The 26,532-nt window shown below is 74.8% G+C and carries 23 protein-coding genes and 1 other RNA gene; 9 read left to right on the top strand and 15 right to left on the bottom strand.

Annotation, left to right across the window (positions count from 1 at the left end):
* Window positions 1-20: 20 nt before the first annotated feature.
* Together KK617_RS06585 and KK617_RS06580 are read right to left on the bottom strand one after the other, a co-directional pair.
* Window positions 21-647, bottom strand: coding sequence for a hypothetical protein (locus tag KK617_RS06585; RefSeq protein ID WP_277498901.1), 627 nt, complete (start codon window positions 645-647; stop codon window positions 21-23).
* A 14-nt stretch (window positions 648-661) separates the two neighbouring features.
* A complete protein-coding gene (locus KK617_RS06580) occupies window positions 662-1,801 on the bottom strand; it encodes a zinc-dependent alcohol dehydrogenase (protein WP_277498974.1) in 1,140 nt (379 codons plus the stop codon).
* A 126-nt stretch (window positions 1,802-1,927) separates the two neighbouring features.
* On the opposite strand from KK617_RS06580, the gene KK617_RS06575 reads away from it, so the two are divergent.
* The gene (locus tag KK617_RS06575; RefSeq protein WP_277498899.1) at window positions 1,928-4,720 is read left to right on the top strand and encodes a SpoIIE family protein phosphatase; all 2,793 of its coding nucleotides are present in this window, start codon (window positions 1,928-1,930) and stop codon (window positions 4,718-4,720) included.
* Between the two features lie 92 nt (window positions 4,721-4,812).
* Here the strand turns inward: KK617_RS06575 and KK617_RS06570 are convergent, their stop codons facing one another.
* From KK617_RS06570 to rnpB, 7 genes are all read right to left on the bottom strand, one after another.
* Complete coding sequence (locus tag KK617_RS06570) at window positions 4,813-5,343, bottom strand: thiamine pyrophosphate-dependent enzyme (RefSeq protein WP_277498898.1); 531 nt, start codon at window positions 5,341-5,343, stop codon at window positions 4,813-4,815.
* Window positions 5,267-6,595, bottom strand: a complete 1,329-nt coding sequence (locus KK617_RS06565; protein WP_277498897.1) for a thiamine pyrophosphate-binding protein — start codon at window positions 6,593-6,595, stop codon at window positions 5,267-5,269. Before KK617_RS06565 ends, KK617_RS06570 begins: the two co-directional genes overlap by 77 nt.
* Window positions 6,596-7,038: 443 nt before the next feature.
* Window positions 7,039-7,689 carry an endonuclease gene (locus KK617_RS06560; RefSeq protein ID WP_277498896.1) on the bottom strand — a complete coding sequence of 217 codons (651 nt, stop codon included), beginning with the start codon at window positions 7,687-7,689 and terminating at the stop codon, window positions 7,039-7,041.
* A gap of 29 nt (window positions 7,690-7,718) precedes the next feature.
* Window positions 7,719-8,183, bottom strand: a complete 465-nt coding sequence (locus KK617_RS06555) for a M23 family metallopeptidase (RefSeq protein ID WP_277498894.1) — start codon at window positions 8,181-8,183, stop codon at window positions 7,719-7,721.
* 5 nt (window positions 8,184-8,188) lie between these two features.
* On the bottom strand, window positions 8,189-8,611 hold the full coding sequence (locus tag KK617_RS06550; protein WP_277498891.1) for a hypothetical protein: 423 nt from the start codon (window positions 8,609-8,611) through the stop codon (window positions 8,189-8,191).
* A gap of 21 nt (window positions 8,612-8,632) precedes the next feature.
* A complete protein-coding gene (locus tag KK617_RS06545; protein ID WP_277498889.1) occupies window positions 8,633-9,055 on the bottom strand; it encodes a PPOX class F420-dependent oxidoreductase in 423 nt (140 codons plus the stop codon).
* A 164-nt stretch (window positions 9,056-9,219) separates the two neighbouring features.
* Window positions 9,220-9,623: RNase P RNA component class A (gene rnpB / locus KK617_RS06540), an RNA gene on the bottom strand.
* A gap of 73 nt (window positions 9,624-9,696) precedes the next feature.
* On the opposite strand from rnpB, the gene KK617_RS06535 reads away from it, so the two are divergent.
* Window positions 9,697-10,179 (top strand): tetratricopeptide repeat protein, encoded by a 483-nt coding sequence (locus KK617_RS06535; RefSeq protein ID WP_277498888.1) that lies wholly within the window; start codon window positions 9,697-9,699, stop codon window positions 10,177-10,179.
* 15 nt (window positions 10,180-10,194) lie between these two features.
* On the opposite strand, the gene KK617_RS06530 is transcribed toward KK617_RS06535, so the two are convergent.
* The 4 genes from KK617_RS06530 to map are packed head-to-tail and all read right to left on the bottom strand — an operon-like array spanning window position 10,195 to window position 14,530.
* Entirely contained in the window at window positions 10,195-11,034 is an 840-nt protein-coding gene (locus tag KK617_RS06530; protein ID WP_277498887.1) for a transglutaminase family protein, read from the bottom strand.
* Window positions 11,035-11,036: 2 nt separating this feature from the next.
* A complete protein-coding gene (locus KK617_RS06525; RefSeq protein WP_277498885.1) occupies window positions 11,037-11,972 on the bottom strand; it encodes an alpha-E domain-containing protein in 936 nt (311 codons plus the stop codon).
* The gene (locus tag KK617_RS06520; protein WP_277498883.1) at window positions 11,966-13,624 is read right to left on the bottom strand and encodes a circularly permuted type 2 ATP-grasp protein; all 1,659 of its coding nucleotides are present in this window, start codon (window positions 13,622-13,624) and stop codon (window positions 11,966-11,968) included. Before KK617_RS06520 ends, KK617_RS06525 begins: the two co-directional genes overlap by 7 nt.
* A 54-nt stretch (window positions 13,625-13,678) precedes the next feature.
* A complete protein-coding gene (gene map / locus KK617_RS06515; RefSeq protein ID WP_277498882.1) occupies window positions 13,679-14,530 on the bottom strand; it encodes a type I methionyl aminopeptidase in 852 nt (283 codons plus the stop codon).
* A 47-nt stretch (window positions 14,531-14,577) separates the two neighbouring features.
* Here map and KK617_RS06510 point away from each other — a divergent pair, with 47 nt between their 5' ends.
* Window positions 14,578-14,787, top strand: a complete 210-nt coding sequence (locus tag KK617_RS06510; protein ID WP_277498881.1) for a hypothetical protein — start codon at window positions 14,578-14,580, stop codon at window positions 14,785-14,787.
* A 66-nt stretch (window positions 14,788-14,853) separates the two neighbouring features.
* Here the strand turns inward: KK617_RS06510 and panB are convergent, their stop codons facing one another.
* The gene (gene panB, locus KK617_RS06505; RefSeq protein WP_277498880.1) at window positions 14,854-15,741 is read right to left on the bottom strand and encodes a 3-methyl-2-oxobutanoate hydroxymethyltransferase; all 888 of its coding nucleotides are present in this window, start codon (window positions 15,739-15,741) and stop codon (window positions 14,854-14,856) included.
* Window positions 15,742-15,847: 106 nt separating this feature from the next.
* The gene (locus tag KK617_RS06500) at window positions 15,848-16,891 is read right to left on the bottom strand and encodes a zinc-binding dehydrogenase (RefSeq protein ID WP_277498879.1); all 1,044 of its coding nucleotides are present in this window, start codon (window positions 16,889-16,891) and stop codon (window positions 15,848-15,850) included.
* A gap of 81 nt (window positions 16,892-16,972) precedes the next feature.
* On the opposite strand from KK617_RS06500, the gene KK617_RS06495 reads away from it, so the two are divergent.
* From KK617_RS06495 to KK617_RS06470, 6 genes are all read left to right on the top strand, one after another.
* Window positions 16,973-17,254, top strand: coding sequence for a hypothetical protein (locus tag KK617_RS06495; RefSeq protein WP_277498878.1), 282 nt, complete (start codon window positions 16,973-16,975; stop codon window positions 17,252-17,254).
* A gap of 73 nt (window positions 17,255-17,327) precedes the next feature.
* A complete protein-coding gene (locus tag KK617_RS06490; protein ID WP_277498877.1) occupies window positions 17,328-19,370 on the top strand; it encodes an NAD(+) synthase in 2,043 nt (680 codons plus the stop codon).
* Window positions 19,367-19,849 carry a BLUF domain-containing protein gene (locus KK617_RS06485; protein WP_277498876.1) on the top strand — a complete coding sequence of 161 codons (483 nt, stop codon included), beginning with the start codon at window positions 19,367-19,369 and terminating at the stop codon, window positions 19,847-19,849. Before KK617_RS06490 ends, KK617_RS06485 begins: the two co-directional genes overlap by 4 nt.
* A gap of 38 nt (window positions 19,850-19,887) precedes the next feature.
* Complete coding sequence (locus KK617_RS06480; RefSeq protein ID WP_277498874.1) at window positions 19,888-21,225, top strand: glutamine synthetase family protein; 1,338 nt, start codon at window positions 19,888-19,890, stop codon at window positions 21,223-21,225.
* Window positions 21,226-21,244: 19 nt separating this feature from the next.
* On the top strand, window positions 21,245-24,271 hold the full coding sequence (locus KK617_RS06475) for a bifunctional [glutamine synthetase] adenylyltransferase/[glutamine synthetase]-adenylyl-L-tyrosine phosphorylase (RefSeq protein WP_277498872.1): 3,027 nt from the start codon (window positions 21,245-21,247) through the stop codon (window positions 24,269-24,271).
* Window positions 24,255-26,532 (top strand): DEAD/DEAH box helicase family protein (locus KK617_RS06470; RefSeq protein ID WP_277498870.1); only part of this gene is annotated, 2,278 nt, incomplete at its 3' end. The genes KK617_RS06475 and KK617_RS06470, both read left to right, overlap by 17 nt.

The following is a 26,532-nucleotide window of genomic DNA, read 5'->3' as shown; positions in this document are numbered from 1 at the left end:
CCCGGGCGGACCCCCCGGCCTCAGCGTGCCGAGCGGGCCCGTCGTACGACGCGGTAGGCCAGCACGCCCGCGACCGCCATCGGCCCGGCCACGATGACGGGGTCGATCCACTGGTGTCGCACGTCGACCCGGCCGGCGCGCGAGGACACGGGCTCGTGGCCCGCCTCGCCCCGGACGCCGGTCTCCGCCACGAGGCGGTCGGGACGGCCGCGCAGCGCGGAGGTCACCCGGCCCTCGGCGACGTCCACCCGGTCGGCGGCGACGAGCAGCAGCCAGTGCGCGGCCCGGGCCTCGCTGAAGCGGCGGTAGGCCAGGCGGCGCACGACGCCCGAGACGCCCTTGAGGGGCTGCCCGGTGCCGAAGACGGGGGTCACGAACGCGTGCTCCACCGACCGCTCCCGCGGCCGCAGCTCGGGCTGCCGCTCGGGGAACTCCCACCGGGCGCCGGTCGCGCCGGGGTCGAACCGCATCTTCGGCACCGCCGGGCGGTCGGCCGGGTCCAGGTCGGCGCCCCACCCGGGGATGCGGGCGCGGAGCTCGTCGCTGGTCTCGGCCAGCGGCGGCTTGTGCGGGGTGTAGGTGTACCGCGTGCCCAGCTCGGCACGCTCCTCGGAGGTCAGGTCGGCCGGGTCGCGCTTCTCGATCATGGCTGGCTCCTCGGTCACGCCGCCGACGGGACGACGAGCGGCTTGACGACGCCGTCCAGCTTGGCGGAGAAGACGTGGTAGCCCTCGGCGATCTCGTCGAGGGGGAAGCGGTGGGTCACGATGTCGCTCGGGCGCAGGTGGCCGTTGCGGATGTGCTCCAGCAGGCGCGGCCACTGCCGCTTCACCGGGCACTGGTTGGCGTTGATGGTGAGGCCCTTGTTCATGGCGTCGCCGAACTTCACGGCGCTGAAGATGGGGCCGTAGGCGCCCATCACGGAGATGGTCCCGCCCTTGCGGACGCCGTCGATGGCCCAGTTGAGGGCGATGGGCGAGCCGCCCTGCATCTTCAGCTTCGCCGCGGTCACGTGCATGAGCAGGTTGCCGTCCGCCTCGGCCCCCACGGCGTCGATCGCCACGTCCGCCCCGAGGTGGCCCGTCGTGCGCTTGAGGTGCACCACGATGTCGCGGTGGTGGGTGAAGTTGACCGTCTCGGCGTGCGCGAAGGTCCGCGCCAGCTCGAGGCGGTAGTCGAGGTGGTCGACGACGATGACGCGGCCGGCGCCCATGAGCCACGCCGACTTCGCGGCGAACAGGCCGACCGGCCCGGCGCCGAACACCACGACGGTGTCGCCCTCCACGATGTCGCCCAGCTGTGCGCCGAAGTAGCCGGTGGGCAGCGCATCGGTGAGCAGCACCGCGTCCTCGTCGCCCATCCAGTCGGGGACGAGCGAGGGGCCGACGTCGGCGAACGGCACGCGGACGTACTCGGCCTGCCCGCCGTCGTACCCGCCCGTGGTGTGGGAGTAGCCGTAGATGCCGCCGACCGCCGTGGCGTTGGGGTTCACGTTGTGGCAGTTGGAGTAGAGGCCGCGCGCGCAGAAGAAGCACGAGCCGCAGAAGACGTTGAACGGCACCATCACCCGGTTGCCGACCTGCAACGACTGCACCGACGGACCGACCTCGTCGACGATGCCCACGAACTCGTGGCCGAACGTGTGGCCGACGCGGGTGTCCGGCATCAGGCCGTGGTAGAGGTGCAGGTCCGAGCCGCAGATGGCCGCGGTCGTGACGCGCACGATCGCGTCGTTCGGGTGCTCGATCGTGGGGCGGTCCTTCTCCTCCACGCGGATGCGGTACGGGCCGCGGTACGTCATCGCCTTCACGGGTGCCTCCGTGCGTGTCGGGGTGGGAGGGTGCGCCGGGCTGGTACCCACCCCGGTGGCGGGCAACCGGAGCACGGCCGCGGCGCCGAGGCGGCGGACGGGGCGCGTTGTGGAAGAATGTCCGACGACATTTTCCTCGTCCTGGGCCGCAGCCTCGGGGCGTCGTCGAGTGGAGTCCGATTGAGCCGTGCGCGACGTGACGACGCCGTGACGACGGGTGCAGGTGCCGGCACCGACGACACGGGGCAGGAGCTCCGTGCCCACGACGGCCGGGCCGCCCCCTTCGGGTCGTCCGGCGCCCGCGACGCCGCCCGCGTGGAGCGTGCCCGCAAGCTCGCGGCGCGCCCCGGCGGGCTGCTCCCGCTCAACCGGCTGGCCGAGCTGGCCGCGCAGCTGCTGGGCGTCGAGTCCGCCCAGGTCTCCGTCGTCGCCGACGAGCAGACCGTCATGGGCGGCGCCGGCCTGGCGTCGCAGACGGTCGGGGTGCGCTCGGCCGCTGCCGAGTCGCTGTGCACCGTGACGGTCGAGGCCGGTGTCCCGGTGCTGATCCCCGACGCGACGGCCGACCCGCGGGTGCGGGACCTGCCGCCGGTGACCTCGGGCGCGGTCGGGTCCTACCTGGGCGTCCCCCTGCGGGCGGGCGACCACGTGGTGGGCGCCCTGTGCGTCTTCGGCCGGGAGACCCGGTCGTGGTCCGACGACGACGTCGCGCTGCTGCAGCAGCTGACGGGGCCCGCGCTGACCGAGCTCGAGCTCGCCGCCCTCGAGACCACCTACGAGGAGGACCGCGTGCTGTGGCAGCTCGCGGTCGACGCGGCCGGGGTCGGTGCCTTCGACTGGGACCTGGCGACGGGGGCGCTCCGGTGGGACGAGCGCCTGCTGGGGCTGTTCGGGCACGACCGCACCACGTTCGGCGGCACGATCGAGGCCTTCGAGCAGTGCGTGCACCCGGACGACCGGGCCCGCGTGGGCGCGGCGCTGGCGGAGGCCATCGCCACCTGCGGTGAGTACGAGGCGGAGTACCGCGTGGTCCGGCCCGACGGCGAGCTGCGCTGGGTCGCCGCGCGCGGTCATGCCGTGACGGGCGAGGACGGCGCGGCGGTGCGGGTCGTGGGAGCGGCGTACGACACCACCGCGGTGCGCGAGGGCGAGGCGCGCGTCGGCCGGATCCTCGAGGCGATGCCGACCGCGTTCTTCCAGCTCGACCCCGAGTGGCGGTTCACCTACGCGAACCCCGAGGCCCGTCGCCTCCTGGGTGGCATCGGCACCGACGTGGTCGGCCACGACATCTGGGAGCTGTTCCCCGCGGCGCTGGGCACGGACTTCGAGCGGCACTACCGCGGCTCCGTCGCCTCGGGCGAGCCGTCCGCGTTCGAGGCGTACTACCCGCCGCCGCTCGACGACTGGTACGAGGTGCGCTGCTGGCCCGCGCCCGACGGGTTGTCGGTCTACTTCCTCGGCATCACCGAGCGACGCCGTGCGCAGGAGCTGCTGGCCCGCCGGGCGCGACGCGCCGCGCTGCTGGCCGAGGCGACGCGGGCGCTGACCGACACCCTCGACGAGGAGGAGGCGGTCGGGCGGCTGACGAAGCTGCTGGTGCCGGCCCTGGGCGACTGGTGCGTGGTCACCCTGGTCGACGGCACGCTCCCGGACGACCTGCTCTCCGAGCGCTCGTGGCGCCGCCGGCTGCGCGACGTGGGCTGGTGGGCCGACGACCTCGCACTCCGCCCGCTCGTCGAGCGCTACGCGCAGCTGCGGGTGCCCGCGCTGACCGACGAGTCGCTCGTCGTGCAGGCGCTGGTGAGCGGCCGGCCGGTCGTCGTGCCCGAGGGCGCTGCCGACCGCATCGCCGCGATCCTGCAGCCCGGCGAGGCCACCGACCTGTGCCGCCGGTTGGCGCCGTCGGCGGCCGCGATCATCCCGCTGCAGGGGCGCGGCCGGGTGGCGGGCCTCATGAGCGTGTTCCGCGGCGCGGGCCGCGCCACCTTCACGGACGACGACGTCGAGGTCCTCGCCGACGTCGCTGAGCGCGCGGGGCTGGCGCTGGACAACGCGAGCATGTACACCGACCAGCGCGAGCTCGCGGAGGGCCTGCAGCGCAGCCTGCTCACGGCTCCGCCGGAGCCGGACCACCTCGAGGTCGTCGTGCGCTACGAGCCGGCGGCCGAGGCCGCGCAGGTGGGCGGGGACTGGTACGACGCGTTCCTCCAGCCCGACGGTGCGACCACGCTGGTGATCGGCGACGTCATCGGCCACGACACCGTCGCGGCGGCGGCGATGGGCCAGGTCCGCACGCTGCTCCGGGGCATCGCGGTGACGACGGAGGAGGGCCCGGCCGCCGTGCTGCGGCGGGTCGACTCGGCCATGACGACCCTGCAGGTCGACACCATGGCGACCGCCGTGGTCGCGCGGCTCGAGCAGACGCCCCAGGAGCGTGCCGACGGCGTCACTCGCCTGCGGTGGTCCAACGCGGGCCACCCGCCGCCGGTCGTGGTCGTCCCCGACTCCTCCGGCGGCCTGACGGCGCGCCTGCTGTGGGCCGACGCGGCCAACCCCATGCTCGGGTTGCTGACCGGCATCCCCGGCGACGAGGAGGCTCGCGACGACTCCGTCGTCGTGCTGCCGCGCGGTTCGACCCTCCTGCTCTACACCGACGGCCTCGTCGAGCGACGCGGCCAGGTGCTCGACGTCGGCCTGGAGCTGCTGCGGGAGACCCTGACCGACCTCGCAGCCCAGGACCTGCCGCTCGAGGAGCTCAGCGACGAGCTGCTGCGCCGCATGCTGCCGGGGTGGACGGAGGACGACGTCGCGATCGTCGCCGTGCGCCTGCACCCCGAGGACCGGCCGCGCCCGCCGACGGCCGGCCCGGGCAGCGTGCCGCCGAACGTCGCCCCGGCGCCCGAGGTGTGACGAGCACTCCCCGGCGGGTGTAACGCGGTGTCCGGGCTACTGGAGACGGCGCCGGCGCCGTGTGCAGCAGCCCGGACACCGCGTTACAGCGCCTAGCCGCCCTCGTGCGCGGCGTGCTCGTCGAGCAGGGCACGGGCGTGCTCGCCGGCTTCGCCCTCCTGGGCCAGGGCGTCGCGGAAGCTGTCGAGCTTCTGGGCGCCGGCGGGGAACGGCGGCAGCAGCGGCACGTCCGCGTCGACGACCGCCTCGATGACGACGGGCCGGTCGGCCGACAGGGCGGCGCGCCACACGTCGTCGACGTCGGCGGGGTCGTCGAGCCGGATGCCCCGCAGCCCGAGGAGGTCGGCCCACCCGGCGTACGGCACGTCGGGCAGTGACTGGCTGGTGTCGAAGCGGGGCTCGCCCTCCATCTCGCGCTGCTCCCACGTGACCTCCGCGAGGTCCCGGTTGGCGAGGACGAGGAGCACGAAGCGCGGGTCGGCCCAGTCGCGCCAGCGCGACGCCACCGTGACGAGCTCGGCGAGCCCCGTCATCTGGGTCGCGCCGTCACCGGCGAGGGCCACGACGGGACGGTCGGGGTGCTCGAGCTTCGCGGCCAGCCCGTAGGGCACGGCCGAGCCCATGCTCGCGAGCGTGGACGAGAGGTGGGGCCGGGACGCCGGGCGGGAGCCGCAGGTGCCGCGCGTACCAGTAGGTGATCGAGCCGACGTCGACCCCGACCTGGGCGTCCGCGGGCAGGTGGTCGGAGAGGCGTCGTACGACGAGCTCGGGGTTGAGCGGGTGCGCCTCGACCCGGGCGCGGCGCTCGGCGACGTCGTGCCAGCGCTCGACCTGCGCGACGACCTCCTGCTCCCACGAGCGGTCGGTGCGCTCGCGCAGCAGGGGGAGCAGCCGCTCCAGGGTCGTGGCCGCGTCGCCGACGAGCCCGACGTCGACGGGGTAGCGGTTGCCGAGGTGGCGCCCGTCGATGTCGACCTGCACCGCGCGGGCCTGGCCGGGGGCGGGGTAGTACTCGGTCCACGGGTCGTTGCTGCCGACGACGAGGAGGGTGTCGCACTCGTCCATCAGCCAGCCCGACGCGGTGGTGCCGAGGTGGCCCATGACCCCCACGCTGGTCGGCAGCGTCTCGTCCCACCACGGCTTGCCCAGCAGGCTGGTCGTCACGCCGGCGCCGAGCCGCTCGGCGACGGCGCGGACCTGGTCGCCGGCGTGCCGGGCTCCCTGGCCCACGAGCAGGGCGACGCGCTCGCCGCGGTCGAGCACCTCGGCGGCGGCGCGCAGGTCCGCGTCCGTTGGTACGACGACCGGCGTGCGCCAGGTCGGCGTGGTCGGCACGACGCCGTGCGTGTGGGGGAGGGGCTCGGGCACCTCGGCGGTCTGCACGTCGTGGGGGAGCACGACGACGCAGGGGCTCCGGGTCGCCAGCGCGGTGCGGAAGGCGCGGTCGAGCACCATGGGCGCCGACTCCGGCGACAGGACCGACTGCACGTACTGGGCCGCGACGTCCTTGAAGAGCGCGGGCAGGTCGATCTCCTGCTGGTACTCCGAGCCCAGCGCGGTGGTCGGCTGCTGGCCGACGATCGCGACGAGGGGCACGTGGTCGAGCTTCGCGTCGTACAGACCGTTGAGGATGTGGACCGCGCCCGGGCCCTGGGTGCTGAGCACCACGCCGATGCCGTCGGTGAACTTGGCGTGCCCGACCGCCATGAGGGCGGCCTGCTCCTCGTGGCGGGCCTGCACGAAGGCGGCGTCGCCGTCGGCGCGGCGCAGCGCGCCCATGACGGGGTTGATGCCGTCACCCGTGTAGCCGAAGACCCGGTGCACGCCCCAGGCGCGGACGCGCTCGACGACGAGGTCGGCGACCGTGCGGGTCACGAGCGGCCCCCGCGGTCGGAACGGGTACGGCGGGTGCGCTGGCGGGATCCACGTCGCCTGGTACCCAGGCCGGCCCGGCGCACGTCCCACGACGTCCTTGACTACGGTGGGGAGCAGAAGGGCCCGGAGACATGTGGTGTGTCTCCGGGCCCTTCCCCAGTACGGGCTTCCCCGCCCTACTGGCTCAGGTGCGCTTCTTGCCAGCGTCGCTGCGCTTGTCGCGCCAGCGACCGTCCTTGTTGCGGTCGCGCTCCTGCGTGCCGCCGCCCTTCTTGGGGACCTGTGGGGGCTTGCTCATTGCGTTTCTCCTCGGCCGGGTGCCCGCCCGGTACGGACGCCCCGAGCGGGACGCAAGGCCCACTATCACATAAGAACTACGCTTGTGTAATTAGCGACAGCCTGCCGCCCTGAGTGGGGCCAGCTCGCGTCGAAGACGGCAGCGTTCAGCCCTCGTCGGTATCGCCATCCGCAGCGGCGTCCGCGACCGCGGCGTCGCGGGCGGCCCGGACGCAGGCGGCGACCAGGCGCGGGAGGTCGTCGCGGTCCAGGAGACCCGCGAGTGCGTCGGCGTCGGAGGGCAGCCCGAGCCGCTCGGCGCCGCGGGCGGCGAGGTCGTCGACGTACGGCGCGAGCCCGGGCCACACGCCCTGCACCTCGCGGCAGAAGATGGCGGCACCCGCCGGGCCGATGCCCCCGAATCCCTGCAGCTCCTCCTCGACGCCACGGGTGCCGTCGGCGCCGTCACGCAGCCGGCGGAGGTCGCCGGCGTACCGGTCGAGCACCGCGTCGGCCAGCTCACCGAGCCGGGTGGCGGTGCGCTCGTCGTAGCGCCGGTAGCCCGCCCGGCCCAGGGCGGCGACGCGCGAGCGACGGGGGGAGTCCTGCATGCGCTGCGGCGTGCGCCAGCCGGCGTCGAGCAACTCGCGGGTCGCGGCGACCGCGACGTCGGAGCGAATGCGCGCCGAGAGCAGGAGGGTGAGGACGAGCAGCTGCCACAACGGCGCCGGCTCGTCCGTGAGCCGGATGCCGGCGTCCTCGGCGAAGGTGGTGCCGTGCCGGTCGAGCAGCCTCCGGAGGACGTCGCGGTCGGTCATGCGGCCGAGCGTAGGTCGACCGACGCTCGTCACGCGTGCGGCTCGTGCCCCTCGCCGGCCAGGAAGACCTCGCCGTTGCGGGGCATCCCGGGCAGGGCGGACGCCTCCGGCGCCTTCGCGTACGCCGCGAAGCGGGCGTCGATCTCCCCGGTCAGCTCGACGTCGGACCAGACGAGCGGGAGACCGGCCGCGCTCTCGACGTCGGTGCGGTCCATCAGCTGCGCGTGGAGGTGGGGGAGGGAGGTGTTGCCGGTGTTGCCCACTCGGCCGAGCAGCTCGCCGACGCCGACCCGCTGCCCCGTCCGTACGGCGGCCGACCCCCGCCGCAGGTGCGCGTAGACCGCCGCCGTGCCGTCGTCGTGCGCGACGACGACGTGGTTGCCGAGCACCCGGGCCGTGCCGGCCAGGTCGCGCAGCAGGCCCTCGAAGGTCACCATGAACGTCAGGCCCTGCCACGTGTCGCGGGCCCGGTGGTCCCGCTGGCGGTCGAGCACCCGCGCTACCTCGCCGGGGGCCATGGCCAGCACGGCTCGCCGTACCCCGGGTATCGCTCGGGCCGCGTGCCGCGCAGGCCGAGCCGCACGAGGGGTGGGCTCCCGCCCGTCGCCCGGCCGCAGACGTCGACGGCGCTGTACTGCCCACGGGCGCGCCGACCGTGGCTGGGCAGGCGCTGACCGGGGCTGTTGACCGCCGTCCACTCCCCGCGCACGGGGGGAGCCAGGCGGACGGGGGCGCCGACGGGGGAGCGCGGGGCCACCGCCACGAGGAGGGAGAGCGCGACGAGCGCGGCGGCGACGACGGCCGGTCCCCACGCCACCCGGGTCACGAGGCCGTCGAACGGCGCGCCGGCGACGACCAGGACGACCTCGACGAGGAGCAGCAGGAGCAGGGCCCCGGTCGTCCGCGACCAGACCGGACGCAACCCCGCGACGGTGCGGACCACTCAGGAGGCCTGGTCGTTGTTCTTCTGCTCGCCCCAGCCGTGCACGCGGTCGACCTCGATGACGGCGCTGACGCGGAGCCGGTCGCGGCGGGCGTAGGGCTGCTCGGTGTAGTGCCGGGACAGCGCGTCGATGTCGACGAGGTCGGGGTCGTCGTGGATGTCGACGACGCGACCGATGAGGGTCAGGTGGGTGTAGAAGTCCGCCTGGTCGATGACGGTGAGGCTGACCCGCGGGTCGCGCCGCAGGTGCTGGAGGCGGACGCGGCCTTCGTCCATGTTCACGAGGACGCGGCCGTCGTCCTGCAGCAGGTACCACGTCGCCGCGGAGACGGGCTGCCCGTCACGGCGGGTGGTGGCGATGACGGCGGGGTTCGGCTTCGCCAGCATCGCGCGGGCCGACGGGCTGAGCGGGGACTCGGTCACGTGCATCATCTCCATCGTGTCGGGGACCCCGGGCGGGAGCGCGCGGGAGATGCCCCCACCGTGGCACACGGGGTGGAGCCCGGCGCCCCGAGCGCGGCGTCCCAGGCGCGGCGTCCCGAGCGCGGCGTCCCAGGCGCGGCACCCAGGCGCACGGGCCCGGGAAGCGGACGGGCTGGCCTGTAGGCCGGGTTCTGTCCTCGGGCCCGTCGCCGGGCACCGATGTGCGGCCATCCATCTAGGGCCGCCGTTGCCGACGGCCTCGTGCAGTCCACCCGCGTGCTCGGGCGGGCAGCCCTCGAACGCACGCGCACCTCCCCGTGGGGAGGCTTCTCGACCTTGCTCCAGGTGGGGTTTACCGAGCCGCTCCGGTCGCCCGGAGCGCTGGTGGTCTCTTGCACCACCGTTTCACCCTTGCTCGCACCGACCGAGGTCGGCGCGGGCGGTCTGTTCTCTGTGGCACTGTCCCGCGGGTCACCCCGGGTGGGCGTTACCCACCACCTCGCCCTGTGGAGCCCGGACCTTCCTCGACGCCCTCCGTGGAGCGCGCCGCGGCCGCCCGGCCAGCCCATCCGCTCGCGCAAGGATAGGGGAATCCGACCGGGTCGCCGAACGTTGTCCGGGCGCCCCACGAGAGGAGCACCATGAACGACGAGATCCAGCACGAGATCCAGCACGAGACCGGCCACGAGACCGGCCACGAGATCCAGGCCCCGGCCATCGTCTTCCCCGGCCAGGCGGCCGACCCCACGGGCGCGCACCGCACGGCGCACGATCTGCTCGCCCGCCGCGCGCCGAAGGAGGCGCTCGACGTGCTCGAGCCCGCCCTCGAGGTCGACCCCGGCAACTACGGACTGCGCAGCCTGCGCGCGTGGGCCTACCTCCTGCGCGCGCAACTGCAGCGGGCCGACGAGGAGCTCCGCGGCCTCGCTGACGAGAACCCGAGCGACGACTGGGTGCGCCACGCGCTGGCCCGCAGCCTCGAGCGGCAGTCCCGGTACGCCGACGCCCTCCCGCACGCGCGCCTCGCGGCCGCCATGACGGGCGACCCGGAGCACGAGACGACGGTGCTGCGCATCGAGCGCCGCCTCGCCGAGCGGACGGGCACGGTCGACCAGCTGCGCTGAGGCGCGCCGTACCCCTCAGGCCAGCCGGGTGACCTCGACCTCGACGAACATCCGCGACGTGCGGGAGCCGGCGAAGATGCCCGACAGGGGGCGCACGTCGCCGTAGTCCCGCCCGGCGGCGATCACGACGTGGCGGTCGCCGATGGGCTGGTCGTTGGTCAGGTCGAAGGCGTGCCACCCGTCGTCCCACCACTCGACCCAGGCGTGGGACTCACCCTGCACCGTCGCGCCGATCTCGGGGTCGGCGCGGGGGTGGAGGTAGCCGGACACGTAGCGGGCGGGGATGCCGAGCGTGCGCAGGCCGCCGATCGCGAGGTGGGTCATGTCCTGGCACACCCCGGCGCGCTGCTCCCACGCCACGGCCGCGCGGCTGCCGACCTCGGTCGAGCCGGGCAGGTAGTCGACCTCGGCGTGCACGAGCGCGCACACGCCGATCGCGGCCTCGCCGGGGGTGGCGGCGTCCGTGCCGATCGCCCGCACCTCGGCGGCGAAGTCGTCGGTGGGGGCGACGGCCTCGGAGAGCACGAGGTACTCCGTGTGCACGTCGGCCACCTCGGGCGTCGCGAGGTCCGCCCAGGGCAGCGACGGGGGCGGGAGCGGCGAGCGGTTCGTGTGCACGGTCGCGTGCGCCTGCACCGTCAGCGCGTCGTGCGGGTCCAGCACCTCGAACGCCGTGACCTGCGAGCCGAAGTAGTCCCGGTAGGTGTGCGTCCAGGGCGTCGGGGTGATGTCGAGCCGGGTGTGCACGACGATCTGCTCCGGCGAGGTCTGCGGGGTCAGCCGCGCCTCGTTGTACGACGTGATGGCCTTCCCGTCGTACTCGTAGCCGGTCGTGTGGGTGATGCGCAGCTGCATGCTCACAGGACACCTCCGTGCCACTCGGTCGCCTCGGAGCCGGCGAAGTACCGGCGGGTCACGGACTCGGTCGCGGCGGCGCACGTGTACTGCAGCCGCTCCATCTCCGCCGGGAGGTTCGCCACGACGTCGGACAGCGAGCGGTACTCGAGGTCGGCGCGGGTGCGGCCCAGCAGCCGCTGCGCGTCGTTCTGGAAGCCGGCGCGCTGACCGCCCGCCTCGAGGTTCTCCAGGCACTGCTCCGCCCGGCTGATCGAGTGCACGATCGAGCGGGGAAACAGCCGGTCGAGCAGCAGGAACTCCGCCGCGCCCCGGTCGGTCTCCAGACCGCGGTAGGTGCGCAGGAACGCCTCGTACGCACCGCACGCGCGCAGCGTCGAGGTCCACGCCGACGACGCGCTGGACCCGGTCAGGGCCGCGGTCGCGACGAGCCGCGCCGTCATGTCCGCCCGTTCGATGCTGCGGCCCAGCACGAGGAACTGGTAGCCCTCGTCGCGCGTCATCGTCGCCTCGGCCGTGCCGTTGACGAGCGCCGCGCGGTCGCGCACCCAGCCGAACACGGCCGGGGGTCGCAGGGTGCGGAAGCGCCCCGAGGGCAGCGCACGCCACGTCGTGTTCACCGCCTCCCACATCGGCTCCGAGAGCGTCTCGCGCGCCCGGCGCGCGGACTCCCGGGCGGCGGCGAGGGCGGCGGCGATCGAGGCGGGGGCCTGCGCGTCGTAGGCCAGCAGCTCGAGGATGGTCTGCCGGTTCACCGGCGCGTCCTCGTCGTGGGGCACGCCCATGATCGAGAGCAGGGTGCGACAGGTGGCGGCCTCGTCGACCGTCGGGTCCTCCAGCATGAGCTGGGTCTGCACGTCGAGGATGCGGGCCGTGTCCTCCGCGCGCTCGACGTAGCGCCCGATCCAGAACATCGACTCCGCGATGCGGCTCAGCACGCGCCGTCCCCCTCGTCCTCGGTGGTGCCCACGGTCCCGGCCGCGGCGGCCCGGCTCGCCGGTCGCCCCAGCTGCTGCCCCATCTGCTGCCCCATCTGCTGCTGTTGCTGCTGTTCCTGCTCGACGCCCGTCACCGCGCCCAGCGCGGGGCCGGAGACCGGGGGAGAGGTGCTGGTGCTCGCGGGCCGCGTCGCCAGCGGTCGGTGCTGCCCCGCTCCCGGCCCGGCGAGCACCCAGGTGTCCTTCGAGCCGCCGCCCCGCGAGGAGTTCACGATGAGCTCGCCCTCGGCGAGGGCCACGCGGGTCAGGCCGCCCGGCAGCACCCACACCCGCTGGCCGTCGTTGACGGCGAAGGGACGCAGGTCGACGTGGCGCGGGGCCATCCGACCGCCCACGAACGTCGGCACCGTCGAGAGCTGCACCACCGGCTGCGCGATCCACGCCCGCGGGTCCTGGAGCACCTTGGCGCGCAGCTCGTCGAGCTCGGCGCGCGTCGCGCGCGGGCCGATGACGATGCCCTTGCCGCCCGAGCCGTCGACCGGCTTGAGCACCAGCTCGTCGAGGCGGTCCATGACCTCCTCGCGGTGCTCCGGCTCGCCCATCCGCCACGTGTCGACGTTGCGGAGCACCGGCTCCTCGCCCACGTAGTAGCGGATGAGGTCGGGCATGTAGGTGTAGACGAGCTTGTCGTCGGCGACGCCGTTGCCGACCGCGTTCGCGATCGTCACGTTGCCGGCGCGGGCGGCGTTGATGAGGCCCGGGCAGCCGAGCAGCGAGTCGCCGCGGAACTGCACCGGGTCGAGGAACTCGTCGTCGACGCGGCGGTAGATGACGTGCACCTGCTCGAGGCCGTGGGTGGTGCGCATCATCACGCGGCCGCGGCGGCACACCAGGTCGCGGCCCTCGACGAGCTCGACGCCCATCGTCCGGGCGAGCAGCGCGTGCTCGAAGTACGCGCCGTTGTAGACGCCCGGCGTCAGCACCACCACGGTCGGGTCCGTCACGCCGGCGGGGGCGGCGGCGCGCAGCGCGGAGAGCAGCCGCTGCGGGTAGGAGGCGACCGGCCGGATGCGGTGCTGGGCGAACGTCTCGGGCAGCGCCGAGGAGATCGCACGCCGGTTCGTCATCACGTAGGAGACGCCCGAGGGCACCCGCACGTTGTCCTCGAGCACGCGGAACTCACCGGCGTTGTCGCGGATGAGGTCGATGCCCGACACCTGGATGCGCACGCCGTTCGGCGGCGTGATGCCGGCGGCCGCCCGGTGGTAGTGCGACGAGGTCGTCACGACCGTGCGCGGGATGACGCCGTCCTCGAAGACGCGGCCCGCGTCGTACACGTCGTCGAGGAACATCTCGAGCACCTTGACGCGCTGCTGCACGCCCTTCTCGATGCGGTTCCACGCCTCCATCTCGATGACGCGCGGGAGGATGTCGAGCGGGAACGCCCGCTCCTCCCCGCCGATGTCGAACGTGACGCCCTGGTCGAGGTACGCCGTCTGCAGCGCGTCGACGCGCCCGCGCAGGTCGGACTCGCTCATCTCCTCGAGCGAGCGGGACAGCTGCTGGTACGACGCACGCAGCCCCGCGGGGTCGAACATCTCGTCGTACGCCGGCCCCTGCGCTCCCGGGTAGCCCTCGAACATGGCGGTCATGCTCGGAGGTTACCGACGACCTGTAACGCGGGTGTTGCCTGCCGCCCCCAGGTCTCAGGGCAGCGTCAGCACCTCGGCGCCGGTGGGGGTGACGAGCAGGGTGTGCTCGAACTGCGCCGTGCGGCGCCGGTCCTTGGTCACGGCCGTCCAGCCGTCGTCCCACATGTCGTGCTCGGGCGTGCCGAGGGTGAGCATCGGCTCGATGGTGAACGTCATGCCGACGCGGATCTCGTCGGCGTAGTGGTCGTTGTCGTAGTGCGCGATGACGAGGCCCGAGTGGAAGTGCGTGCTGATGCCGTGGCCGGTGAAGTCCCGCACGACGCCGTACCCGAACCGCTTCGCGTAGGCCTCGATGACCCGCCCGATGACGTTGGTGCGCCGCCCGGGCCGCACCGCCTTGACGCCGCGCTCCAGCGCCTCGCGCGTGCGCTCGACCAGCAGGCGCGACTCCTCGTCGACGTCGCCGGCCAGGAAGGTCGCGTTGGTGTCGCCGTGCACCCCGTCGAGGTACGCCGTGATGTCGATGTTCACGATGTCGCCGTCCTCGACGACGGTCGAGTCCGGGATGCCGTGGCAGATGACCTCGTTGACCGAGGAGCACAGCGACTTCGGGTAGCCGCGGTAGCCGAGCGTCGAGGGGTAGGCGCCGTGGTCGCAGAGGAACTCGTGGCCGATCCGGTCGAGCTCGTCGGTCGTCACCCCGGGGCGTACGGCGCGCCCCACCTCGGCCAGCGCCTGCGCGGCCACGCGACCGGCCACGCGCATGCGCGCGATCGTCTCCTCGTCCTGCACGTCGTCGCCCTCGAAGCGGGCCGGGGCCGGCCTGCCGACGTACTCCGGCCGCGGGATGTCCCGCGGGACGGGGCGGGTGGGGGAGACGGTGCCGGGGACGAGCGGGGGACGCATGCGCGTCACGCTACCGCCGGCCCCGGGCGCCCCGTAGGTTCGGGGGCATGGCCCGCACCTCCTCCGACAACGCCCCCGACGACTGGTGGTTCTGCCTCAAGCACCACACGGTCGAGCCCCGCAAGGGCTGCCGGAACGCCGACCGGCTCGGCCCCTTCGCGACGCGCGAGGAGGCGGCCGGCGCGCTGGAGCGGGTGGCGCAGCGCAACGAGGCGTGGGAGGCCGCGGACGACGACGAGGCACCCCGCGAGGGCTGAGCGCACCGCGAGGGCTGGGCGCACCGCGAGGGCTGGGCGCACCGCGAGGGCTGGGCGCACCGCGGCTCAGAAGGTGTGCTCGGGGCCGGGGAACGTCCCGCCCCGCACGTCCTCCACGTAGGCCCGCGCGCCGTCGAGCAGCACCGAGCGGACGTCGGCGTACTGCTTGACGAACCGCGGCATCCGGCCCGAGCGGAGCCCGAACGCGTCCTGCCACACGAGCACCTGGGCATCGCAGTCGGGCCCGGCGCCGATGCCCACGGTCGGGATGGCCAGCTCGCGGGTGACCTGCGCGGCGACGTCGCCCGGCACCATCTCCATCACCACGGCGAAGGCGCCCGCGTCGGCGACTGCCCGGGCGTCGGCGAGGACCCGCTCCGCGGCCTCGCCGCGGCCCTGCACCCGGTAGCCGCCGAGGGTGTGCTCCGACTGCGGGGTGAAGCCGATGTGTGCGCACACCGGCACGCCGCCCTGCGTCAGCTTCGTGATCGTCGCGGCCATCTCGGCGCCGCCCTCGAGCTTGACGGCGTGGGCGCCGCCCTCCTTCATGAAGCGCACCGCGGTCAGGTAGGCCTGCTCCGGGCTGGCCTGGTAGCTGCCGAAGGGCAGGTCGCCGAGCACGAGGGCGCGGCGCGCCGAGCGGGCCACGGCGCGGGTGAGCGGGAGCAGCTCGTCCACGGTCACGGGCAGGGACGTCTCGTTGCCGAACACGTTGTTCGAGGCGCTGTCGCCGACGAGGAGCACCTCGACGCCCGCCTCGTCGAAGACCTGCGCGGTGTACATGTCGTAGGCCGTCAGCATCGTCCACCGCTCGCCGCGCGCCTTCATGTCGCGCAGGTGGTGGGTGCGGATGCGGCGGGGGGCCCCGGGGCCCCCGGCGCCGGCGGGTGTCGCGGCGGGCGCCTGCGTCCCCGATCCGTACGGGCTGGGCCCCTCGTTCGTGGCGTCACTCATCGTCGAGTTCCTGATCTGTGCGTTCTCGCGGCTCCCTGGTGGAGTCCCCGGACCGCGGCCCAGCGTACGACCGGCACGAGCGCCGCGGCCGCGGGCGCCGTGGCGCTCAGCGGCGCGGGTCGACGAGCACCTTGGCGTGCTCGGTCGCGCCCGAGTCGAGCTCGGTGAACATGGCCTCCAGGTCGCCGAGCCCGATCGTGCCGGTGTGCAGCCCGGCCACCCGGACGGAGCCGTCGGCGATCGCGCGCTGCGCGCCCAGGAAGTCGTCGTGGGTGTAGGCCAGCGACCCGACGACGGTGAGCTCGCGCACCTGCCAGTCGCCGTAGCTGACCGTCGAGTCGGTCATGGGGAAGCCCAGCAGCGACAGCGTGCCGCCGCGGCGGACCAGCTCGGCGGAGGGCTGCAGGAGGGCGGCGACGCCCGTGCACTCGTAGAGCACGTCGGCGCCCCGTCCGTCGCTCGCGGCCAGCACGGCGTCGCGGGCGGCGTCACCGGGGGCCAGCACCTCGGTGAAGCCGAGCTCGGTGGCGGCGCGCCGGCGGGCCTCGTTGGGCTCGACGACGACGACCCGGCCGGCGCCCGCGTGCCGCGCGTGCTGGGCGGTCAGCAACCCGATGGGGCCCGCGCCCTGCACGACGACGACGGCGCCGAGGCGCTGCCGCGTGCGCCGCACGGCGTGGAAGGTCACCGCGGTGGGCTCGACGAGCGCGGCCTCGACGTCGCTGAGCGCGTCGAGCACGGGCGCGACGCGGCGGGCCGGCACCACGAGCGAGGTGGCGAAGCCGCCGTGCGCGGGGGAGCCCGGGGCGACGCCGTTGGCCTCGGCGAAGGCGAGGTCGCAGTGGTCGGCGTGGCCCGCGCGGCACATCGCGCAGGAGCCGCAGGCCGGGCCCACGCTCGCGAGCACGCGCTGCCCGACCGCGACGCCGGTGACGTCGTCCGCGGCGCGGGTGACGGTGCCGGTCCACTCGTGGCCGAACACCGCCGGGGGGACCTTCCCGCCCGAGGTGTGGTTGTGCGTGTCGGTGGCGCAGATGCCGCAGTAGGTGATCGCCACCTCCACCGTTCCCGGTGACAGCTCGGCCGGCGCCTCCTCCTGCTCGATGGTGGTGCGGGACGGTCCGGAGACGGAGGCGAAGGTGATAGTCACATCTTCAACTATAGGGCGCGCGCGACCGGCGGGGCCGGCGTGCGCGGGGGCGGCACGGGTCGGGGGTGGCACGATGCGGGGGTGACCTCCCTGCTGACGCGCTACGCCCGCACCGTGGGGCGCGTGCACTCCGCGCCGCTGTGGCTGCTCGTGGTGTTCGTCGTGGCGGTCGCGCTCGTGCCGGTGTCGACACCCGTGCAGGTCGGCCTGTTCCTCTTCGTGGTGCTGTTCTTCTGGCTGCCGCTGGCCGTCGTGCTGCGGCGCGAGTTCCGCCGCGGCTACGACCAGGAGGGCGCGCGGGAGCGGCTGCGGCGCATCGAGCGCGAGCACGGGGCGCGCGGCGGGGGTCGGGGCGAGGGTTAGACCCGGCGCCCGGTGGTACCGGGCGCCCGGACGCACGGATGGTGGCGAGCGGCCCGCGGGCCGGGACGGTGGTGTGAGCGTGGAGTGGTCCTCGGTGTACGCGCAGGGGTTCGCCCGGGTGGCGGCGGTGACGCTGCCGGTCGCGGTGGGCGACCCGGCCGCCAACGCGGCGGCGGTGCTCGAGCAGGCGCGGGCCTGCCACGACGACGCCGTGGCCGTCGCGGTCTTCCCGGAGCTGTGCCTGACGGGCTACTCGGCGGAGGACCTCTTCCTCCAGGACGTGCTCCTCGACGCCACGCTCGAGGCGGTCGCGGAGATCGTCGCGGCGTCGGCGGACCTGCTGCCGGTGCTCGTCGTCGGTGCGCCGCTGGTGCACGGCAACCGGGTGCTCAACACCGCGATCGTCATCCACCGCGGGCGGGTGCTCGGCGTGGCGCCGAAGTCCTACCTCCCGACGTACCGCGAGTTCTACGAGCGCCGCTGGTTCGCGCCCGGCGACGACGTGGGCGGCACGACCGTGCTCGCCGGCCAGGAGGTGCCGATCGGCGCCGACCTGCTCTTCTCGGCCACCGACGTGCGCGGCCTCGTGCTGCACGTCGAGGTCTGCGAGGACATGTGGGTGCCCGTCCCGCCGAGCGCGCACGCCGCGCTCGCCGGCGCCACCCTGCTCCTCAACCTCTCCGGCAGCCCCATCACCGTCGGCCGCGCCGAGGACCGGAAGCTGCTCGCCCGCTCCGCCTCGTCGCGCTGCCTCGGCACCTACGTGTACGCCGCGGCGGGCCAGGGCGAGTCCACCACCGACCTCTCGTGGGACGGCCAGACGATGGTCTACGAGCACGGCGAGCTGCTGGGGGAGACCGAGCGGTTCCCCGACGGGCCGCGCCGCACGGTCGTGGACACCGACCTCGACCGCACCCGCCTGGAGCGCCTGCGCACCGGCACGTTCGACGACAACCGGCGCGCCGTGCTCGGCGACGGCGCGTTCCGCCTCGTCGAGTTCGAGCTCGACCCGCCGACCGGCGACGTCGGCCTGCGCCGCACGCACGCGCGCTACCCGTTCGTGCCCGACGACGCCGAGCGCCTCGCGCAGGACTGCTACGAGGCCTACAGCATCCAGGTCGCCGGGCTCGAGCGGCGCCTGGAGTCGATCGGCCAGCCCAAGGTCGTCATCGGCGTCAGCGGCGGCCTCGACTCGACGCACGCGCTCATCGTCGCGGCCCGCGCCATGGACCGCCTCGGGCGCCCGCGCAGCGACATCCACGCGTTCACGCTGCCCGGCTTCGCCACCGGCGAGGAGACGAAGTCCTACGCCACCCGCCTCTCGCGCTCGCTCGGCGTGACGTTCGAGGAGATCGACATCACCGGCGCGGCGCGCCAGATGCTGACCGACCTCGGCCACCCCTACGCGCAGGGCGAGGAGGTCTTCGACATCACCTTCGAGAACGTGCAGGCGGGCCTGCGCACGGACTACCTGTTCCGCCTCGCCAACCACCGCGGCGGCATCGTGCTCGGCACCGGCGACCTCTCCGAGCTCGCGCTGGGCTGGTGCACCTACGGCGTGGGCGACCAGATGTCGCACTACACGGTCAACTCGGGCGTGCCGAAGACGCTGGTGCAGCACCTCATCCGCTGGGTGATGGGCGCGGGCCTGTTCGAGGACGAGACCAACGCCGTGCTCGAGGAGATCCTCGAGCAGGAGATCACCCCCGAGCTCATCCCCACCCGCGAGGACAAGCTGCCGCAGCGCACGGAGGACAGCGTCGGCCCCTATGCGCTGCAGGACTTCACGCTCTTCCACGTGCTGCGCTACGGCATGGCGCCGAGCCGCATCGCGCTGCTCGCCTGGCACGCCTGGCGCGACCGCGAGGCCGGGGAGTGGCCGCCGAACTTCCCCGAGCACCGGCGCGCCGAGTACGACCTCGCCGAGATCCGGCGCTGGATGGACGTCTTCGTGCGCCGCTTCTTCGCCAGCCAGTTCAAGCGCTCCGCGCTGCCCAACGGCCCCAAGGTCTCGGCGGGCGGCACGATGAGCCCACGCGGCGACTGGCGGATGCCGTCGGACGCCACGGCCGCAGCCTGGCTGGCCGACCTCGAGCGGGTGCCGGAGGAGGCATGAGCGGCGACGGGGGCGACCTGCCCGGCGACGGGGGCGACCTGCCCGGCGACGGGGGCGGCCTGCTCTCGCTCACCTACCTGAGCTCGGCCGTGCCGAAGCTGACGTCCGAGGACCTCGCCGCGATCCTCGCCTACTCACGGGCCAGCAACGCCGCGGTGGGGGTCATCGGGGCGCTGCTCTACGCCGACGGGAAGATCGTGCAGACGCTCGAGGGGCCCCGGGAGACGGTGCGGTCGCTCTTCGCCACCATCTCCGCCGACCCCCGCCACCGCGGCGTCCTCGTGGTGGTGGAGGAGGAGGTGGACGAGCGCGCGTTCCCCGAGTGGACCATGGGGTTCCGCGAGCTCGGGGCGGACGCGATGGCCGCCGTGCCGGGCTTCACCGACTTCCTGCGCACCGGGGTCGACCTCAGCCCCGGGGCCGGGGCGCCCGGCCTCGCCGCCACCTTCCACCGCGTGTTCCGCGAGAACGTCCGGTGAGCCGCGGGCCGGTGCACGCCGACCACTAGGGTGGCGCCATGGGCAAGCAGGAAGACTTCGTTCTCCGCGCACTCGAAGAGCGCGACGTCCGGTTCGTCCGGCTCTGGTTCACCGACGTGCTCGGGTCGCTGAAGTCGGTCGCCGTCGCGCCGGCGGAGCTCGAGGGGGCCTTCTCGGAGGGCATCGGCTTCGACGGCTCGGCCATCGAGGGCTTCGCGCGGGTCTACGAGTCCGACATGCTCCTGCTGCCCGACGCCTCGACCTTCCAGATCCTCCCGTGGCGCGCGACCGGGCCCTCGACCGCGCGCATGTTCTGCGACGTCGTGATGCCGGACGGCAGCCCGTCGTACGCGGACCCGCGGTTCGTGCTCAAGCGCAACCTCGCGGCGGCGGCGGAGAAGGGCTTCACCTTCTACACCCACCCCGAGATCGAGTTCTACCTGCTCAAGGACATCCCCGAGGTCGGCGCCGACCCCGTGCCGGTGGACCGCACGGGCTTCTTCGACCACACGCCGCAGTCGATGGGCTCCGACTTCCGTCGCGAGGCCATCACCATGCTCGAGGCGATGGGCATCTCGGTGGAGTTCAGCCACCACGAGGGCGGGCCGGGGCAGCAGGAGATCGACCTGCGGTACGCCGACGCGCTGAGCACGGCGGACAACGTCATGACGTTCCGCACGGTCATCCGCGAGGTGGCGCTCAGCCAGGGCATCTGGGCGACCTTCATGCCGAAGCCGTTCACCTCGCACCCGGGCTCGGGCATGCACACGCACGTCTCGCTCTTCGAGGGCGACCGCAACGCGTTCTGGGAGGCGGGGGCGGAGTACCAGCTCTCCCGCACCGGGCGGCACTTCATCGCCGGCCTCATGCGCCACGCCGGCGAGATCACCGTCGTGACGAACCAGTGGGTGAACTCCTACAAGCGCCTGCTGTGGGGCGGCGAGGCGCCGTCGTACATCTGCTGGGGCCACAACAACCGCTCCGCCATGGTGCGCGTGCCGATGTACAAGCCGAACAAGAGCCAGTCGACCCGCGTCGAGCTGCGCACCATCGACCCGGCGTGCAACCCCTACCTGGCGTACGCCGTCGTGCTCGCCGCCGGCATGAAGGGCATCGAGAACGAGTACGAGCTGCCGCGCGAGGCCGAGGACGACGTCTGGTCGCTGACCGAGCGCGAGCGCAAGAGCCTCGGGATCGACCCGCTGCCGAAGACGCTGTCGGAGGCCATCACCATCGCGGAGTCCTCCGAGCTGCTGGCCGAGGCGCTGGGGGAGCACGTCTACGACTTCTTCCTGCGCAACAAGCGCTCGGAGTGGGAGGAGTACCGCACCCAGGTCTCCGCCTTCGAGCGCGACCGCATGCTGCCGGTCATCTGACCGGGCGGGGGTGGGCTGGGTGGTCGAGCGCGCGCCGAGCCGCGCCACGCTGCTGCGGGCCGGCTTCGCCGACGTCGACGAGGCGGCGGAGCAGTTGTCGACCCTCGGTGCGCACGCGCCGGCGGTGCTCACCATCCTCGCGCGCACGGCCGACCCCGACACCGCGCTGACCCAGCTCGTCCAGCTCGTCGACCGGGTGGGCGAGCACGAGGTCGCGGGCGGCGCCGAGGCGCTCCTCGCGGCACTGGCCGACGACGAGGGCACCGCGATGCGGCTCCTCACCGTGCTCGGTGCGAGCACCGCACTGGGCGACCACCTGGCACGCCACCCCGAGCAGTGGCGCGAGCTCACCGACCCCTTCCTGGGCTCGACCCGGCCGGCGGCCTGGGCGCTGCGCGAGAGCCTGCTGCGCGCCGTCGGCGCCGACCCGGCCGACACCGACCCCGTCTCCGCGCTGCCCGGCCCCGACGCCGACCGCGCGGCGGTCGACGCGCTGCGGGTGGAGTACCGGCGCCTGCTGCTGCGTCTCGCCGCGCGCGACCTCGCCCACCACCTCGGGGTCGACGACGTCGCCGCCGAGCTGTCCGACCTGGCCTCGGCCACCCTCGAGGCGGCGCTCGCCGTGGCGCGCGCCCGGGTGGGCGAGGCGGCCGGCGACGTGCGCCTGGCCGTCGTCGCCATGGGCAAGTGCGGCGGCCACGAGCTCAACTACGTCTCCGACGTCGACGTCGTCTTCGTGCACGAGCCCGCCGAGGGCGCCGACCCGGACGCGGCCACGCGCGCGGCGACGAAGCTCGCCTCGCAGCTCATGCAGGTCTGCTCCGACCACACGGGCGAGGGCAGCATCTGGCCGGTCGACGCGAACCTGCGGCCCGAGGGCCGCCACGGCCCGCTGTCCCGCACGCTGGCCAGCCACGAGGGCTACTACGAGCGCTGGGCCAGCACCTGGGAGTTCCAGGCGCTGCTCAAGGCCCGCCCGGTGGCCGGCGACGCGGCGGTGGGTGCGGCGTACCTGGAGATGGCGCAGACCTTCGTGTGGCGGGCGGCGGAGCGCGACAACTTCGTCACCGACGTGCGCGCCATGCGGCGCCGGGTGCTGGAGCACATCCCGTCGAAGGAGGCGGCGCGGCAGCTCAAGCTGGGCTCGGGCGGGCTGCGCGACGTCGAGTTCGCGGTGCAGCTGCTGCAGCTCGTGCACGGGCGCGGCGACGAGCGGATCCGCAGCCAGGCCACCCTGAGCGCGCTCGCCGAGCTGACCCGCGGGGGGTACGTCGGGCAGGAGGACGGGCGCGCGCTGCACGAGGCCTACGCGTTCCTGCGCACCCTCGAGCACCGGATGCAGCTGTGGCAGATGCGCCGCACCCACGTCGTGCCCGAGGACGAGGCCGACCTGCGCCGCCTCGGCCGCTCGATGGGCCACGCCCGCAACTCCGTGGTCGAGCTGGAGAAGGAGTGGCGCCACCACCGCCGCGAGGTGCGCCGGCTCCACGAGAAGATCTTCTACCGCCCGCTGCTCGAGGCGGTCGCGCGCATCCCCGGCGCCAACGCGCGGCTCTCGCCGGAGTCGGCCGAGCAGCGGCTCGCCGCGCTCGGCTACCTCGACCCGGCCGCCGCCCTGCGCCACCTCGAGGCGCTCACCGCCGGCCTGTCGCGCACCGCGCGCATCCAGCGCACGCTCCTGCCGGTGCTGCTCGCGTGGTTCGCCGACGCCCCCGACCCGGACGCCGGTCTCCTCGGATTCCGCCGCATCTCGGAGTCGCTGGGCTCCTCGCCGTGGTACCTGCGGCTGCTGCGCGACGAGGGCGAGGTCGCCGAGCGGCTCGCCCGGGTGCTCGCCACCTCGCGCTACGCCACCGACCTGCTGCAGCGCGAGCCCGAGGGCGTGCGCATCCTGGGCCAGGACCTGGCGCCGCTGAGCGCCGAGGCCCTGACCGCCGAGATGCTCTCGGGCGCGCGGCGCCACGACGACCTGGGCGCCGCGGTGCGCGCCGTGCGGGCGGTACGGCGGCGCGAGCTGTTCCGCATCTCCTGCGGCGAGCTGCTCGGCGTCACCGACGTCGCCACCGTGGGGGCCGCCCTCTCGCGCCTCACCGACGCGACCCTGGAGGCCACCCTCGACGCCGCGACGCGCGCGGTCGCCCGCGCCCGTGGCCTCGACGGGCCGCCGACCCGCATGGCGATCGTGGCGATGGGCCGCTACGGCGGGTTCGAGCTCTCCTACGGCTCGGACGCCGACGTCGTGTTCGTCCACGACCCGCTGCCCGGGCCCGACGGCGAGGTCGACGCCGACCGCGCGGCCGCAGCGGCGTCGTACGCCCAGGCGGTGGTGGGCGAGCTGCGCGGCCAGCTCGGCGTGGCGGGCACCGACCCGCCGCTGGAGGTCGACGCCGACCTGCGCCCCGAGGGCAAGCAGGGCCCGCTGGTGCGCACGCTGGACTCGTACGCCGCCTACTACCGCCGCTGGTCGTCGGTGTGGGAGTTCCAGGCGCTGCTGCGCGCGGACGCGGTCGTCGGCGACGCGACGCTGCGGGCCCGCTTCCACGAGCTGGTCGACCCCCTGCGCTTCCCCGCCGACGGGCTCGACGAGGACGCGGTGGCGGAGGTGCGCCGCATCAAGGCGCGCGTCGACACCGAGCGGCTGCCGCGCGGCGCCGACCCCGCGACCCACCTCAAGCTCGGCCGCGGCGGGCTCGCCGACATCGAGTGGACCGTGCAGCTGCTGCAGATGCAGCACGCCGGTCGCGTGCCCGGGCTGCGCACGCCGCGCACCCTCGAGGCGCTCGACGCCGCGCGGGAGGCGGGCCTGCTCGGCGACGACGACGCCGCGACCCTGGCGGAGGCGTGGCGGCTCGTCAGCCGGCTGCGCAACGCCGTGACCCTCGTGCGGGGCAAGCCGTCGGACCAGCTGCCCCGGGACACGCGGGAGCGCAGCGCCGTCGCCGAGGTGCTGGGCTACGCGACCGGCGAGGTCGACGCCATGGTCAACGACCACCTCCGCACCACGCGGCACGCGCGGGCGGTCGTCGACCGTGTCTTCTGGGGCTGAGGCCGCCGCCCCTCCCGCGCCGCCGCCCGGGGCAGCGGGCTGGCGCCGGCACCAGCGCCTCGCCCTGGCGGCCCTCGCCGCCGACCACGGCGCGAAGCGCGCCGCGGGCGTGCCGTCCCGCTCGTGGGTGGTGCTGCCGCCCGGGTCGGGCAAGACGTGGGTGGGCCTGGCGGTGGCCCGCGACGCCCTGGCGGCCGGCGAGGCGGAGCGGGTCGTCGTGCTGGCCCCCAACACCGCGATCCAGGGGCAGTGGGCCGCCGCCGCGCACGCGTTCGGCCTCGAGGTCGGCACCGACCGCTCGCTGGACGCGGCGCTCACCGCGCTGACCTACCAGTCCGTCGCGGTCTTCCGTGCCGACGACGGGGAGCCCGGCACGTCCGACGTACCCGACGAGCCGGAGGAGCCGGGGGAGCCGGGGGAGCCGGGGGAGCCGGGGGAGCCGGGGGAGCCGGGGGACGACCTCGTGGCCCGGCTGCACCCCAACGGCGCCGACCTCGTCGAGCGCCTGGCGACCGCGGGCCCGCTCCTGCTCGTGCTCGACGAGTGCCACCACCTGCTCGACCTGTGGGGCGAGCTGCTGGTGGCCCTGCTCGACCGCGTGCCCGGCGCCCGCGTGCTCGGGCTGACGGCGACGCCCCGCGAGACGCTCTCGCGGGCGCAGGGCGCCGTGGTCGACACCCTGTTCGGCCCGGTGGCCTACGCCGCCAGCGTCCCGGCGGTCGTGCGCGAGGGTGACCTGGCGCCGTTCGCGGAGACCGCCTGGTTCACCACCCCGACGTCGGCGGAGCGCGACTGGCTGGCCGAGGGCGGCCTGCGCTTCGCCGAGCTGCGGGCGATGCTCGAGGACCCGGCGTTCGGGACGACCCCGTTCCGCACGTGGCTGGAGCGCCGCTTCGTCGAGCCCACGCGCGCGGAACGCCGGGTCGCGTGGTCGACGCTCGCGCTGGCGGAGCCGCGGCTGGCCGACGCGGCGCTGCGCCTCGCCCACGCCGGCCTCCTCGACCTCCCCGAGGGCGCCCGGCCCCGGGAGGAGCACCGGGTGCCGCCCGACGTGGACGACTGGGTGCTGCTCCTCGACGACTGGCTGCGCCGCTGCGTCGTGCCGAGCGAGGACCCGGAGGACGCGCGGGTGCTCGACGTCGTTCGCCGCACCCTCCCCGCGGTGGGTCGCGTCTGGACCCGCAACGGGGTACGGCGGGGGCGCAGCGTGGTCGACCGCGTGCTCGCCCGCTCGGAGGCCAAGGCGACGGCGACGGTCGAGATCGTGACCCACGAGGCCGCCGAGCTCGGCGACCGCCTGCGGCTGCTCGTGGTGTGCGACCACGAGAGCGCCACGGCGACCGTGCCGATGACGCTGCGCGGCGTCGTGGACGGCCGGGCCGGGTCGGCGTGGGCGATCCTCGACCGGCTCGCCGCCGACCCGGTGACCGCGGCGCTCGACCCGCTGCTCGTGACCGCCCGCACCGTGGCGGGGGCCCCGCGCACGCTCGCGGACCTGGCCGCCCACGTCGCCGCGCACGACCCCGGCCTGGCCGCCACCCTGCGCGTGGAGCCGGTCGAGGAGGGCACCCCCGAGGCGGGGACGGCACCGCTGGCCCGGCTCGTCGGCACCACCGGGGCCTGGCGCAGCCGCCGCTGGGTGCGGGAGGTGACCGGTTGGTTCGAGGCGGGCGGCGGGCGGGTGCTGGTGGGCACCAAGGGCCTGCTCGGCGAGGGGTGGGACGCCCGGCGCGTCACGGGGGTGGTCGACCTGACGGCGGCCACCACCAGCCAGTCGGTGGTGCAGGTGCGCGGCCGCGCGCTGCGCACCGACCCCGCGTGGCCCGACAAGGTCGCCGTCAGCTGGACGGTGGTCTGCCTGGCGCCGGAGCACCCGCAGGGCGACGCGGACTGGCACCGCCTCGTGCGCAAGCACACCGGCTTCCTCGGCGTCGACGACGCGGGCGACGTCGTCGACGGCGTGGCCCACCTCGACCCCCTGCTCTCGCCGTACCGCCCGCCGCCCGTCGAGGACCTCGACCGCCTCAACGCCCGCGCGCGGGTGCGGGCCGCCGACCGGACGGGGGTGCGGGAGCGCTGGCGGGTGGGGGAGCCGTACGACGACGTGGTCGGCACGGCGGTCCGGCTGCGGGCCCACCCGGGCGCGCCGGCCGGGGTCCTGCCGGCCCCACCCGGGGGAGCGGGCGCGCTCGTCGTCGAGCCCCGCACGCCGCCGGTCCTCGACGCGGAGGCCGCGCGCGACGAGCGCGTGGCGCTGGGCC

It is taken from the genome of Nocardioides sp. ChNu-99 (assembly GCF_029493445.1).
Taxonomy (GTDB): Bacteria; Actinomycetota; Actinomycetes; order Propionibacteriales; family Nocardioidaceae; genus Nocardioides.
This window is presented reverse-complemented; position numbering and strand designations above follow the sequence as displayed.